Consider the following 13,288-nt stretch of genomic DNA (forward strand, 5'->3'; position numbering starts at 1 on the left):
AAACCGGCTGGCAATTTACCAGCCGGTTTATGATCAATTACTTATGAGCAAGAAGCCAATTGAGCATTAGCAACGCAGTTCGTCGCCCGGCCCATGGAGTTCTTGATCGCACCGCCGAGGTTAAAGGCGGCCAGCGCAATGCCAGTCCCTACAATTGCCAGAATGAGAGCGTATTCAGCGGCGGAAGCCCCGCTCTGATCAGTCCATAGTTTGCTGAAAAAGGTCATATCTTTTACCCCTATTTCTCGAATTAACAGGTACCAGTCGGCGGATTGGTCGCGATGCAATTGGTTGCAGTACCCATCGAGTTCTTGATTGCCCCACCAAGATTAAAGGCAGCCAACGCAATCCCCGTTCCTACGATTGCGAGGATCAATGCATATTCCGCCGCCGAAGCGCCGCTCTGGTCGCACCAGAGTGTCTTTAAAAATGTCATGTTTGTTCACCCCTACTGCGCCGAAAGGCATTCCGGCTGCTCTTGCACAGTTCTGCGGGGGGGGCCTTTGCCACCTGGCGACCCCAGCGGCGGTTTCTCCACTCGCCAGGCAGTTGGGCAGTTCCCGTAGAACTTGCCCCCAAATTGGCTCAAAGCTGATGCAAGTCAACATGGTAAAAAAAGACCATATTTTACAATGTTTTACGGCAATTTTCTGTTAACCATTTTTGATTTCCATATCAGACTTTTCAAGTAACTCTGCCGAATTGCTTAATATATCCTTGGTTATATACCGCTTGAAATCTACAGAAATTCGCCCATTTACTTTTAGGCATTTTACCGTTTCTACCAATATATCTTGGACAAATAACAATAAAACCACGAATAACGCAAATCTATAGTTTTGCTTCTTAGCAGTATAAAGGCCTAATTAACGATATATATCCATGGCTCTTGGTGATCCGTTGGACCACATCCTCGCCGCCAATAGCTCCACCAACCATTCCGCCCTGTCACCTTTTAAGGGTACAGCCTTGCACCGCCGCTCGGCGGCGCCCCTCACGCTCCATCGCGAATCAGCAACAACCCGCCGCGCCTTACGGCCCGCGAATCACCCGCATTTTTTGGAAAACGACTCGGCCCGGCTCCCTGCCCTGCCGAAGCACGCAATCAGTTCGGGATCACCCCAACGCTCTTCAAGCGCTCACCCGGTTGCGAAAAGTCACGTTCACCCGCTCCGACAGCAGCAGATAGGGCAGCCATAGCGCCGCGCTGATCAGCACCTTCTTGATATTGCCGGTCAGCAGGTCGACCAGCGCCAGCTCAACGGCATGGGGCACATCCCCGATGCGCGCCACCAACTGCGCAATGCCCAACTGCGCCAGCAGGTCCGCTCCCCACACCATCACCAGAAAGCGGGGGAATAGTGGCACCATGCGCAACGCCATGGCAAAGGCGAACATGTAAAGGCAGGAAAGCAGCACCACATCCGCCAGCATCACCGCATATAGGCTGACGAACCATGTCGGCGCATAGCTGCCCAGCGCTGGCACGGCGCTCAAAAACTCCAGCGTCCGCACCGGCACGTTGAGCGCGATGCCCAGCAGCAGCGACGCCATCACGCCATACAGCCCGAACTGCGACATCTCGCGCGCCTTCAGGCAGTCGATCTTGCGCCACCGGCCGACCTTCGCCAGCCGAAAGCTCGGCTGCGCATGCACGCGCCCGGCCGGAAACAGCTTGAGGCCCAGCAGCAGCGTGCCCACCGGCGCGCCTACGACCAGCAGATAGGGCAACAGCCCCGCTTCGCTCGCCCAGGGAACTCCCGCATAGGGTGTAGCCGGAAAAGCCAACCGCAGCCCGCAGGCAAAGGCCGCGATCACCACCCAGGCGGCAATTATGCGCTCCAGGTTCAGCTGCAATGACAGCACCAGCGCCACGCTCTTGCGGTAAAGATGATCCTGAACCAATCGCACCATGGAAACCCGGACCTCCGCCCCGCCAACTAGAATGGCCGACTATCAATCATTCTGGTTAACTCACGGTAAAACGCCCCGCCCCCCCAAATGGTTCTCCCCTTTAATCCTCCCCATGCCTGCATGGGGAGGGGGACCAGCGAAGCTGGTGGAGGGGAAAACGCGCAACGTCACCAAAATGCCCGCCCCAACCTCGACTCCCCCAACACCAAAACCCCACCCCTCACTTCCGAGGCACAGTAATCTGAATCATCGTCCGCCCCCCCAGATTGTGCAAATACACCTCGCCCCCCAATCCCTGTATCCGCCGCATCAACGATCGCGACTGCACCGCGCCGGTCGACCCCAGCCTCGCCAGATTTGGCACCCCGTCATCCGTCACATGCAACGCGATCCGGTTGCCCGCCGGTCGCAGGGAAAAGTCCATCGTCCGCGCTCCGGCATGGCGCACCGCATTGGCGACGATCTCGCGCACGGCAAAGCTCAGTTCCCGGCCGATCATCGCACTGGTGGCGCAATTGCCCTCCTCCACGCGCAGGTCGCACTCTATGCCCCATTGCTGCGCCAACGACCGAACGACCATCGACAGTGTTTCAGGCAGGTAGGCAAAATCATCCTCATCCCGAACCGGATTGATGATCCATCTTATGGTGCCGATCTGATCCTTCGCGATCTGATCGATAGTGCGCAGCACGGGAATGGCGTCCTCTACCGTCCCATTCAGCACCGGCGCAGCCTGATAACGGATGCTGGCCAGCGCCTGCAACACGCTGTCATGCAACTCCCGCTGCAACCGCTCACGCTCCCGCGCGCCTGCGATGACATGGGCCAGGTCCAGGCTATTGCGGACCATCAGCTCTTCGCACGCGCTTTCGAACACCCGCTGGGCGATCGCCGCCACATCCTCATGCGTCGGATCGTCCAGTTGAACCGCGCCCGCCGCCTCAAACGTGCCCAGCGAAACGTGCAGCGTCATCACCGTTTCGGCATCCAGCAGAACCGCCCAGGCCCGACCACTCCGCGTCAGGGGCTCTATCTGGCTGACGCCGTCCTGCGAAAGGCTGATCGACGCGCCACGGCGGCGGTCATGCCATCCCGTCTCGACCGCCAGCAATGCATCGCTGCCCTCCGGCATGCTGTCGCCGGAGCGGCTTGATGCAAAACGATAGGGTTCCGTGCTGGCGGTACGGAACAGCAACGCGCCATTTTCACCGCCCGTGGCGATCTTCAGCGCCTGCAACAGGAAAGCACCAGCGCTGCCCTTTGCCAGTTGCAGGCTTCCTTCCGTCAGCTTTCTTGCCCGCTCCTGCTGAAGCAGCTTTTCGCGCCGCGGGCCTAGCAACATGCCCGTCACCGTGATCACCACCGCAAGGTAGAGGACGCGCAACGCAACCCGTTCGGCGTCCGGTTCGGATGGAACCGCAACCACGTCATTCACCCAAATGATCAGCATCGCGGTTATCGATGCAAATGCCCCCACAAACAGGTGGAAGCGCCGCCGGACGATCAGCGCAATCTCGACCACGACGAACAGGCTGCCAGGAAAATAGGGGCTGGTCGATGCGTTGGTCACGACGAGCAGCGCCAGGAACAGCATGGCGTCCAGGCACACCACCGGCTTGCGGACGCGCAATTCCGTGACCCAGGACCGCCCGGACAGGATCAACGCACCCACGGCCAGCAGCAGCATGGCGGCGATGATGCCGTTCTCCACGGCCTCCGCCCAGGACCGGGGCGTCGCGAAGACAAAGCTAACAAAGCCATAGACGCTGGCGAGCACAAGCCGCGTGACGTCCAGCATGCGCCATGGCCGAAGCGCGGACGGGGCGAACGAACGCCGCCTGCCCAAGGTTCGCAGCAGTTCGGCATGTCTTCTGATCATGCTCTCACAACTCCGCCCGCCTATCTTATAGGACTGGATATATGTCTTCGGATAAGTATTTGTTGACTTCACTTAATAAGGATGAAGTGAATCTAAATGACATATCCGGTCAAGAGCAATGATAGATTGCAACGGACGTAGTAAATTAGCGAAACCACTCCGCGACGATGAACGAAAGCTCATCTTCTTCACGACCCCTTCTCCCGAACCCGCGCCATGATTGTCAGCGTCTGACCCGACCATCGCAGGCCCGCCTTCATTACGCAAGGGCAACAGGAAAAATCAGGGGCAAAGTCAATCACATGCCCCAAATCCCATCGTTCCGAACCCGAAACGATGATTTCAAAAACGCATTCTTCTCGCCATCTCATCCATGAAAATAATCAAAAATCTGCTGCGCCACAGCTTTCGAAACCCCCGGCGCTTTCAGCAAATCTTCCAGCGCCGCACTTTTCACCGCCTTCGCCGTTCCAAAATGCATCAGCAGCGCCCTCTTCCGCGACGGACCAATTCCCGGCACCTCATCCAGCGAACTGGTCGAAATCGCCTTGCTCCGCTTCTGCCGGTGCGCCCCGATCGCAAAACGATGCGCCTCATCCCGCAGCCGTTGCAGATAGAACAGCACCGGATGATTGATCGGGAAACTGATCTCCCGCCCATCCGGCATATGGAACACTTCCCGTCCATCACGCCCATGATGCGGCCCCTTCGCGATACCGATCATGCAAATATCCTCTATCCCCAAATCTTCCAGGATCGCCCGCGCTGCCGACAACTGCCCCTTGCCGCCATCGATCAGCACCAGGTCGGGCCATTCCCCGCTATCGCGATCAGGATCTTCCCGCGCCGCCCGGCCGAAACGCCGCTCGAACATCTCCCGCATCATCGCGAAGTCATCGTTCGATGTTTCGGGATTCTTCATGTTGAACTTGCGATAGGCATTCTTGCGGAAACCTTCCGGCCCCGCGACCACCATCGCGCCCAGCGCATGGCTCCCCTGGATATGGCTGTTGTCATAAATCTCGATCCGGTCAGGAACACCATCCAGCCCGAATGTCTCGACCATCTCTTCCAGAATCTTAGCCTGCGTCGTCGTCTCCGCCAGCCGCCGGTCGAGCGCCTCCACCGCATTGCGCTGCGCCTGCTTGATCAGCCGCGTCCGATCGCCGCGCTGTGGGACCTCGATCCGCACCTTGGACCCGACGCGCTCCGTCAGAGCCTGCGCCATCAGTTCGCATTCCATCGGCGCGCGATCGGACAGGATCAGTTTAGGCGGCGGCACTTCCTCGTAAAATTGCGCCATGAAACTCGCCAGCACCTCATCTTCTGCCACTTCAGCCGTGTGGACAGGGAAGAAGCTACGATGTCCCCAGTTCTGTCCGCCCCGAATGAAGAAGGCCTGGATACACATCGAACCACCCTTCGTCGCCAGCGCGAAGATGTCCGCATCGCCCAGCCCTTCGGCGTTGATCGCCTGACTACCCTGAATGAAGGTCAACGCCTTCAGCCGGTCGCGCAGAACCGCGGCCTGTTCGAAATCCATGGCCTCCGAAGCGGCCTGCATCGCCTCGCCCAGCTTCTTCTGCACGGCAGTCGATTTGCCGCCCAGGAAATCCTGCGCATCCTTCACCAACTCTGCATAGCCCGCCTCGTCGATCCGCTGGACACAGGGCGCCGAACAACGCTTGATCTGAAACAAAAGGCAGGGGCGCGACCGGTTCGCAAAGAAGCTGTCCGTGCAACTCCGCAGCAGAAACAGTTTCTGCAGCGCATTGATAGTCCGCGTCACTGATCCCGCGCTGGCGAACGGCCCATAATAGCGCCCCTTATACTTGCGTGCGCCACGATGTTTCTGGACCCTTGGAAAGTCATGATCTTCCCGCAAAAGAATGAAGGGGAAGCTTTTATCGTCACGCAGCAGCACATTGTAGGGAGGCCGGAACCGCTTGATCAGTTGTGCTTCCAGCAGCAGCGCCTCGGCCTCGCTGTTAGTCGTCACGATCGTCATCGACCGCGTTTGCGCCACCATGCGCTGCAATCGCTTTGGCAGGCGATCCACCTGCGTATAATTCGCCACCCGATTGCGCAGCGCCCGTGCCTTGCCAACATAGAGAACGTCACCGCGAGCATCCTGCATCCGGTAAACACCCGGCCGCGTCGGCAGAGTCTTTAGCGTGGTACGGATCGCCTCAACGCCCGCCTCGATATCGGGCGTGCCTGCTCCGCGTACGGTGAAGCTGGCCTTGTCCTCATGAAAACGGTCGGGAGATTGGGGATGCGACATGGGTGCAGAGATAGCGGTGACACAGACAAGCGCAATGGCTGGGGCGCCGCTTCCTGAACCTTGGAGCCTAAATCAGCGCGAACCACCTTGACCATCTTTGGCCTTGTTCACGCGTGATTAGGTGCCCGCGATATCCGCCCCCCCTTCCAACATCGGAGCGCGGATAACCGGAAATAATCGTAGAGACTTTGATCCTCGGCAACCCGGAGATGCTCGACATCCGCATGGCCAGGGAATCGTTTCCGAAATCCGGATCGTCGGCGTGCACGATATTCAAACTGCTCATAACCGGACGCAGGGGAGCGACACCAAGCTCCGCATGGTCATCGACAACAGCGGGCTTGCCGGTCAATCTTCTATGGTCGGCACATCGCGCGAGATATTAGCTGGGAACACACAAGGCCGATCCACATCCAGACATAAAAAAGGGCCGGTGCGACAAACCGCATCGACCCTTTTCAAGACGAAATCGTCAGCTTCAGACGTTGGAGCCAAGACCCTTGATTGCGCTATCAACCAACTGCCGATCCGCGCCCGCGTCATGGTCCTGCGCGATCAGCGTCGCAGCCGCGCTGGTGGCAGCGTTGACGGCCTTTGTACGGATGCCCGCAATGGCAGAGCGTTCCGCTGCACCGATCTTGTCCTCGGCCATCTTTTGGCGACGGGCAACCAGCGCTACCGCATTGGCCTTGGCATCTTCGAGCAGCGTTGCCGCTTCGCTCTCGGCCGACTTGCGCATCGCTTCGGCTTCACCAGCCGCATTGGCCAGCTTCGCTTCATATTCAGCCTTCAGCGCATCAGCCTCGGCGCGCAGCTTTGCAGCTTCCGCCAACTGTTCCTTGATCTGGGCGATCCGGCCATCGAGCACATTGCCGATCAGCGCGGGGACCTTCTTGATCAGGAGAATGAGGATGAAGACCGCCATCGCCAGGCTGACCCAGGCGGTCGCGTCCATGCCAACGGCCTTCGGATCAGTATGCGGCGCCACGCCTTCATGCGCGACGGTGCCTACCGGCTCCATCCCTTCGGAGTGAATTGCGTCGTCAAGATGCGGAGGCGTACCTTCGCTATGCTGTGCTGCTGCCTCAGCCATGGGCCAGTGCCGCCTTTACTGCGTTGCGGGCCGCTTCGTCCGACGCGTTCACGCCGGAAATACGAGCGACCATGTCGCGCGCCGCTTCGGCGGCGACGGTTTCAATCTCTGCCATCGCTGCCTGGCTGGCCGCCTGGATGCGGGCTTCGGCAGCGCCGATCCGCGTGGCGATTTCAGCATCGGCGGCAGCAAGCTGCACTTCGGAAGCCTTCGCAGCTTCCGCTTTCGCACGGGCCAGCGTTGCCTGGGCCGCAGCCCTGCTTTCCGCATCGCGGGTGCGATAATCAGCCTCTGCCTCATCGGCGCGGGCGAAGGCAGCCTTGGCCGCGTCCAGATCACCTGTGATCTTCGCGTCGCGCGCGTCGGCCGTCGCCTGAACCTTGGGGACCATACCCTGGCCTATGACGAAGAAGACAAAGCCGAATGTCAGCAGCATCCAGAAAATCTGAGATGCATAGGTTTCGGCAATTTGCGCGATTTGAGGCATTATAGGTCCGTCCGATCAGGGCGCCGTCAATTCATGCGGACGGGCGGGACAGCGACAGCCGCCCTGCCCGTCCGCCGAGCGGTTGTCAGGCCACGAATACCAGGATCATGGCGATAACGAACGCCAGCAGACCCAGAAGTTCGGCTGCGGCGAAACCGATGAACAGGCGGCCCTGCTGGCCGTCAGCGGCACCCGGATTGCGCAGCGCGCCTTCCAGGAACGATGCGAACACGTTGCCCACACCGAGCGAGGCGAGGCCCGCACCAATCGCGGCCAGGCCAGCACCGAGCAGCTTTGCGGCTTCTGCGTCCATGTCGTAAACTCCCTTTTCTAAACTCGAACAAATGGTTGGAAAAATAGTGGAAACTTAGTGGAGGTTCTCGGCGTCGTTCAGATAAACCGAAGTCAGCAGCGCGAACACATAGGCCTGGATCACCGCCACCAGCACTTCCAGAGCGCTGATGCCGATCATCAGGATGAAGCTGGCGGAACCGACCGTCAGGCCATATCCGGCACCCGCGTTGGAGCTGTTGATGACGAACCCGGCCAGCACCTTGAGCAGAACGTGCCCGGCGGTCATCGCGACGAACAGTCGCAGGCCAAGGCTGAACGGCCGCACCATGAAGGACACCAGCTCGATCGGGAAGATCACCGGGATCATCGGCAGCGGCGTACCATGGGGCACGAACAGCGAGAAGAAGTGCAGGCCATGCTTCCAGAAGCCAACGATCAGCACGATCGAGAAGCTAAGGATCGCGAGAACGCCGGTAGCCGTGAAGTGGCTGGTGAAGGTGAAGGGATGCAGACCGATCAAACCAAGCGGCAGCAGCCCAAGCAGATTTGCCAACAGGATGAACATGAACAGCGAGAAGACATAAGGAATATACTTCTCGCCGCCCTCACCCACATTGGCGATCAGCAGGCTTTTGATGAAGCCGGTCATATATTCGACCGCCATCTGCCAGCGGCCGGGCACCAGTTCACGCTTCATGCCACCGATCACGAAGATCCACAGCACCACAGCAGCAGCCACCATGTAGAGCGCGCTGTTGGTGAAAGCGATGTTGAAGCCGCCAAGCGACAAGTGATCCGTACCGAACAACGGTTCGATCGCAAACTGGTGCATCGGATCGATTTTGCCGGATTCTGCCACGTTGACCCCTGTAACGTCTGGTATTCGGACTAAGATAAAAGCGCCCCTATTCGCCGGGACGCTTCGTCGTCGTCAATCTGATGATGTTCCTGAAAGCAACCACGATCCCAAGACCGAGGAACGCCAGCAGGAGCCAAGGGGATGTTCGCAGAAAGTAGTCCAAAGTCCCACCAACCACGGCACCACCGGCAAGACCGCCGATCAGTTCTGCGAGAACCCTGTTGCCCAGGCGCGATCCATCATCGCCCTGTTGCTTAGTGGTCCCCTGTCTGACCTTTTCGGCTCGTTCGGCCTTCGCGATCCGCTCCTCAAGGGAAGTGATGCGCTCGTCCTCATCTGCCGGGTCTTGCCCGGGCACATCCTGCGTCATGGCCGTTCCTTTTCGTTCAGGCAGATAAGCCAACGTCAGGCGGCATGGCGCGTGCGGTTGCACCCGTCAAGGCGCGGCCCGTTTAGAAAGGGCTTTCGGGATAGTCAACCATCGTTGGACAGGAGAATTGCGCTTCCGCCGGGGGCGGCGGCAAAACTCCCCGCAGTCGCGTAATTACCCGGCGGTCGCGCAATAGCTCGGCAGGGCGATCGGCCCGGCACCCTTGGTTTGCCAGGGTCCCGCGCCCACGCGATAAACCTGGCCCTGCTTCACGCGGTTGCTCAATGTCTGGCAACCCGTGGCTGCCGCCATATCCTGAACCGTGACGCCTCGCTTGCTGGCAAGGTCGGTGTAGGCCGCGCGCCGCTTGATGTTGATCGATTCGACTTCCGATCGCACCGCCGCGCTCACCGATCCAGCGATGCCCAAATAGCCGTCCGCCTGCTCGCCCACCGCGCCCTCCGCCATTGCAGCGGCAACCGCGCCCGACTGCGCGCGAGCAGGCGCGCTCGCAACAAGGCCCGTGGCCAGCACGACGGCGGCACCTGCGACGATCATCAAAAGCTTGCGTGTCATTGCGGGAACAACTCCGGGTTATTCTGGATAAGATCCTGTGCATCACGCTGAAGGCGTACGACGACCTCCTGCTGCACCTTTACATTCAGGTTGATTTCGATCGGCTTGTCCGGTGCCTTCACCTGGATGCAGCCCGTCAGGGCCAAACCGGCGAAACCCGCCGCAAAGATAGCTTGTGTCTTCATTTCTGTTCCCTGTTTCTCACAGTGTCGCTTTCCGCAGGGTTAACTGCAATCCCTTGGCGAATCTTCTCCTGCATCTGATCCCCTATGCTGTTCTGGATAAGCATAGTGGGATCGATGAAGGATTTTGCCGTGCCCAGCAGGCCGCGAAATGGCGCTGAGATGCGCACATTGAAGATGAAGGGCAATCCGGTCAGGTTGCGCGCCATACCCGCCGGAACATCGCCAAGCTTCCCCCGGTTGACGCCGTTGAACACGACATTGGTCACCATCTCTCCATCCAGCGCGCCGTCCATCAGGATGGTGAGGCATTTATATTGCATATTCTTGAGCGCGTCGAAGGCCAGCTTGCCCATCACGCCCAATTGCTCGTTCGAAACCGGCCCGACATAGGACAGCGTCCCCGACTGGCGGTTGGGATCGCACGGCACCGTGGGCAGCACCCCTTCGGGCATGATGAGCGGCGGCATCCCCTGCTGCCTTGCGGTCAGCACGCCCCCCGCGACGCGCCCGCCCTGGGCATTGAAGATCAGCGGCATGATCCCGTCGAACGTGCCTGTGGCCGATATATTCTCAAGCTCCATCGTCTGGATGAAGGCACCCGCATCTATGCCGATGACGCGGAACGTCAGATAGCGGTCCACATCCGCGCTGAAATCCATCGTCGTGGGCAACAGAACCAGTTGCCCTCCGGAAAAGGGCCAGCCGCCGCCCTCGATGCGGACCTTCTGCCCAGGCTCCAGCCGGTAGCGGACAAGGCCATCGCGCACTTCGACGCCAGGATTGACCATCCTGATCCGCATTTCCTGCCCCGGCGCACTCACCAGCCCCAGCAGATCGGTAAAGCGCAATTCGCCGGTCATTCCCTCGACGGGACCGAACGCCGCCGCCAACTTGGCGTTATCGGTGCGGAACACGCCATCGCTGGTCACATCCGTGCCGTTCCATCGGATATGTCCCTCGCCCGTTACCGTCGCATTGACGTTGGCGACAACTCCCAGCGCCAGGCGGGTCACGTCCTCTGGCTGCAAATTGGGACCGAACACCAACCCCGGCACGGTCAGGTCGGCGTTGCCCCGGCCGGAGCCCAGATCATGCGCGATGTCCGCACGCGCCACCAAGGCATCGTTGCGCGGCGCCCGCAACGTTCCTGTCGCCAGGATTCGGCCGTCCCGCAAGCTGAGCGCGAAGTCCGGCACCTTCAACGGCTCGAACCGTCCCGGCGTCTGGGCATCGCGCACCATCACCGACGCGGCGAGCTTCAACACTCCTTGGGCGAAGCTCCATTCGCCCGCGCCATCCTCCACGATTAGCGGAACGGAACCGATTCGCGCGTTGGTCCCTGCCAGCCTTCCCGCCAGACCCTGTGCCGTAGCCCGGCCGGTCAGCGTTTGCGCGACCAGCCGTACCGGAGATGCTTCAGGCCCGATCGCCAGTTCCGCCCGAGATAGCGAAAAGCCCTCCTGACCGATGGCGACCCTTGCCCGCTCCGCCGACAGCCGCATCGGACTCTGGCCGCTACGTCCTCGCAGGTCGAGATTGCGAATCTCGGCCCCCGCGCTCACCCCGCCCGGCCCCGTCGCGACCAGAGCGCCACCGCCGATTGGGCACAGTGTCTGCCGGGTACGCCCGACAGAAAAGCTGCCGTACTGCGCCTCCTCCAACGCCAACGGCACGCAGCGCCGGTTGATCGCTATCGAGCCATCAGCATTCAGCTGTCCCACGACTGGCATCATGAGGCCGCGTAGCCGCCCGCCGGGCAAAGGGCCGTCCAGCCTTGCCACTGTTGAAAAGAGCGTATCTCCCCGAGGTCCGGCGGTAAAACGTACAGGGTCGAGCGCCAGCCTGGCGTCGCGAGCGGCATATGGGTCGATAAAAAGCTGCCCACCCAATCCGCCACGCGGCCGCGGTGCCAGCCGCAGTGCAGCCTTCGGTAGCCCACCCCCGTCCGTCGTGAGCGCGCCATCCAGCGCCCAGTCGACAGCAGCTCCCGCCTTGCCCGGCCAGGCAATGGTCACCCTGCCATCACCGGGAATCGTCATACGCGCGCCGCTGCGCGATTCGAATCCACTGTTCGTCAGCACCACGCTCCCACCCTGGCCGCTCTGCGCGAAGGCCAGGCTGGTTCGCAGCACATTATCCTCCCCCGCGCGGCGCACCGCATCGGCCAGCCGTTCGGCCAGCGGCGCCAAAGGCGTGCCCGCCGCAGACCGCTTCAACCCCACCAGAGGATCACGTCCGGGAAGGCTCAGTTGATGCGCCGACAAACGCCCGCTGGCCTGTGACTTACCTTTTGCGACGCTCCAAGCGCCGACAATCTCCGACTGACCTGCCTTGAGACCCGCCATACCCAGTGCCGCCGCGCCGATCCGCGCACGGCCAGCCATCGCCAACGCATTGCCATCAAAGTCGATCCGCCCGACGGGCTTCGCCAGCACCATGCCAGAGGACTTCAACGCCTCCGCTCCCAGCACGACATGGCCGTTCCACCGATCCAGGGCCTTGCCGATCCAGACATCCATGTCCGCTCTCGGCTTCGCCGCGCCGGTCGCGCTGCTCCTGCATCCAAGAGCCGTCGCCTGCGCCGGTCCAACCAAATGCGGCCGCTCATTCCTTATCGCGACATCCAGCAAGGCGGTCATGCCCGCCACGTTGCACCCCGCGAACGCCGCCCGTGGCATGGCAGCGGCAAGGCGGCCGTCGAAGCCCGACCTTAGATTACCCTTGCCGTCGATCTGCATCCCGACCACTCCGGCGTCGGTCTCAAGCCGCATGCGCGCATCGCGCAGCGCGAGGACGATGTCCGGTAGACTTAACGGCGCCTTAGACGCAGGATCGCGGAACTTGTCCAATTCTCCGAGCCGGAGCAACCCATCACGATAAGAACCGTGCAGCCGCACGCCCCCGGCCCTCACGGCCGCGACATGCGGGGACAGGCCTGTGAAGGCCAGATCCACTTCCACCCACAGGGCAGTCAGGTCGGGATTCGCCGGATCGCCAAGGACGATATTCTCGATACGCTGGGTGCGCAGGCCAATGTCCTTCAGGTCATAGCTTGCTTGGACGCCGCGCCGGTTCATCTCCCGCCCAATAAAATTTTCCGCGATCGGCGCTCGCTGGGTCCACAACGCAACAAGGATCAGCGCCAGAGACCCCGTCCCTACGCCCAGCCAGCGTAACCAGCCGCGGCGAACTCCCTCTTCGCCGTCCTCAACTTCCATGCTTATGGCCAACCCCGGCTTTCACACTCGATCCGTAACGCCTGCATAACGTCTGACGCTCCCTAAATATCCTTGCCCGATTTTTGCGCAACGCATAGGCCCATTTCTCTGAACGGGGGATTATAAGGC

General features: G+C 60.7%; 13 protein-coding genes. All 13 read right to left on the reverse strand.

Translation table 11 applies throughout. The features are described from left to right. Positions 1–41 precede the first annotated feature (41 nt). A complete protein-coding gene (locus tag ACYU81_RS01680) occupies positions 42–227 on the reverse strand; it encodes a Flp family type IVb pilin (protein WP_460986065.1) in 186 nt (61 codons plus the stop codon). A gap of 23 nt (positions 228–250) precedes the next feature. Further along, positions 251–436, reverse strand: coding sequence for a Flp family type IVb pilin (locus ACYU81_RS01685; protein WP_460986066.1), 186 nt, complete (start codon positions 434–436; stop codon positions 251–253). A gap of 695 nt (positions 437–1,131) precedes the next feature. Further along, positions 1,132–1,914: a DUF2569 domain-containing protein gene (locus tag ACYU81_RS01690; RefSeq protein WP_460986067.1), complete on the reverse strand. Its 783-nt coding sequence runs from the start codon at positions 1,912–1,914 to the stop codon at positions 1,132–1,134. A 220-nt stretch (positions 1,915–2,134) separates the two neighbouring features. After that, the gene (locus tag ACYU81_RS01695) at positions 2,135–3,793 is read right to left on the reverse strand and encodes a sensor histidine kinase (RefSeq protein WP_460986068.1); all 1,659 of its coding nucleotides are present in this window, start codon (positions 3,791–3,793) and stop codon (positions 2,135–2,137) included. A 367-nt stretch (positions 3,794–4,160) separates the two neighbouring features. Then, a complete protein-coding gene (uvrC, locus tag ACYU81_RS01700; RefSeq protein WP_460986069.1) occupies positions 4,161–6,077 on the reverse strand; it encodes an excinuclease ABC subunit UvrC in 1,917 nt (638 codons plus the stop codon). A 478-nt stretch (positions 6,078–6,555) separates the two neighbouring features. Then, a complete protein-coding gene (locus ACYU81_RS01705; RefSeq protein WP_460986070.1) occupies positions 6,556–7,170 on the reverse strand; it encodes a F0F1 ATP synthase subunit B family protein in 615 nt (204 codons plus the stop codon). After that, positions 7,163–7,657, reverse strand: coding sequence for a F0F1 ATP synthase subunit B family protein (locus tag ACYU81_RS01710; RefSeq protein ID WP_460986071.1), 495 nt, complete (start codon positions 7,655–7,657; stop codon positions 7,163–7,165). Before ACYU81_RS01710 ends, ACYU81_RS01705 begins: the two co-directional genes overlap by 8 nt. A gap of 85 nt (positions 7,658–7,742) precedes the next feature. Next, positions 7,743–7,970 carry a F0F1 ATP synthase subunit C gene (locus ACYU81_RS01715; RefSeq protein WP_021240110.1) on the reverse strand — a complete coding sequence of 76 codons (228 nt, stop codon included), beginning with the start codon at positions 7,968–7,970 and terminating at the stop codon, positions 7,743–7,745. A 54-nt stretch (positions 7,971–8,024) separates the two neighbouring features. Then, positions 8,025–8,810 carry a F0F1 ATP synthase subunit A gene (locus tag ACYU81_RS01720; protein ID WP_460986072.1) on the reverse strand — a complete coding sequence of 262 codons (786 nt, stop codon included), beginning with the start codon at positions 8,808–8,810 and terminating at the stop codon, positions 8,025–8,027. Positions 8,811–8,856: 46 nt separating this feature from the next. Further along, positions 8,857–9,180 carry an AtpZ/AtpI family protein gene (locus ACYU81_RS01725; RefSeq protein WP_460986073.1) on the reverse strand — a complete coding sequence of 108 codons (324 nt, stop codon included), beginning with the start codon at positions 9,178–9,180 and terminating at the stop codon, positions 8,857–8,859. 174 nt (positions 9,181–9,354) lie between these two features. Next, a complete protein-coding gene (locus ACYU81_RS01730) occupies positions 9,355–9,756 on the reverse strand; it encodes a DUF1318 domain-containing protein (protein ID WP_449473290.1) in 402 nt (133 codons plus the stop codon). After that, positions 9,753–9,941, reverse strand: a complete 189-nt coding sequence (locus ACYU81_RS01735; RefSeq protein ID WP_196225806.1) for a YnbE family lipoprotein — start codon at positions 9,939–9,941, stop codon at positions 9,753–9,755. The genes ACYU81_RS01730 and ACYU81_RS01735 overlap by 4 nt, the downstream gene beginning before the upstream one ends. Further along, a complete protein-coding gene (locus ACYU81_RS01740; protein ID WP_460986074.1) occupies positions 9,938–13,159 on the reverse strand; it encodes an intermembrane phospholipid transport protein YdbH family protein in 3,222 nt (1,073 codons plus the stop codon). The genes ACYU81_RS01735 and ACYU81_RS01740 overlap by 4 nt, the downstream gene beginning before the upstream one ends. Between the last annotated feature and the right edge of the window lie 129 nt (positions 13,160–13,288).

This window comes from Sphingobium sp. TomTYG75, assembly GCF_054771635.1.

Excerpts from the sequence above, each read along its gene's own strand:
- ACYU81_RS01715 (WP_021240110.1), bottom strand. The coding sequence starts at position 7,970 with ATGGACGCAGAAGCCGCAAAGCTGCTCGGTGCTGGCCTGGCCGCGATT.
- uvrC (WP_460986069.1), bottom strand. The coding sequence starts at position 6,077 with ATGTCGCATCCCCAATCTCCCGACCGTTTTCATGAGGACAAGGCCAGC.
- ACYU81_RS01680 (WP_460986065.1), bottom strand. The coding sequence starts at position 227 with ATGACCTTTTTCAGCAAACTATGGACTGATCAGAGCGGGGCTTCCGCC.
- ACYU81_RS01725 (WP_460986073.1), bottom strand. The coding sequence starts at position 9,180 with ATGACGCAGGATGTGCCCGGGCAAGACCCGGCAGATGAGGACGAGCGC.
- ACYU81_RS01705 (WP_460986070.1), bottom strand. The coding sequence starts at position 7,170 with ATGGCTGAGGCAGCAGCACAGCATAGCGAAGGTACGCCTCCGCATCTT.
- ACYU81_RS01695 (WP_460986068.1), bottom strand. The coding sequence starts at position 3,793 with ATGATCAGAAGACATGCCGAACTGCTGCGAACCTTGGGCAGGCGGCGT.
- ACYU81_RS01730 (WP_449473290.1), bottom strand. The coding sequence starts at position 9,756 with ATGACACGCAAGCTTTTGATGATCGTCGCAGGTGCCGCCGTCGTGCTG.
- ACYU81_RS01710 (WP_460986071.1), bottom strand. The coding sequence starts at position 7,657 with ATGCCTCAAATCGCGCAAATTGCCGAAACCTATGCATCTCAGATTTTC.
- ACYU81_RS01735 (WP_196225806.1), bottom strand. The coding sequence starts at position 9,941 with ATGAAGACACAAGCTATCTTTGCGGCGGGTTTCGCCGGTTTGGCCCTG.
- ACYU81_RS01740 (WP_460986074.1), bottom strand. The coding sequence starts at position 13,159 with ATGGAAGTTGAGGACGGCGAAGAGGGAGTTCGCCGCGGCTGGTTACGC.
- ACYU81_RS01685 (WP_460986066.1), bottom strand. The coding sequence starts at position 436 with ATGACATTTTTAAAGACACTCTGGTGCGACCAGAGCGGCGCTTCGGCG.
- ACYU81_RS01690 (WP_460986067.1), bottom strand. The coding sequence starts at position 1,914 with ATGGTGCGATTGGTTCAGGATCATCTTTACCGCAAGAGCGTGGCGCTG.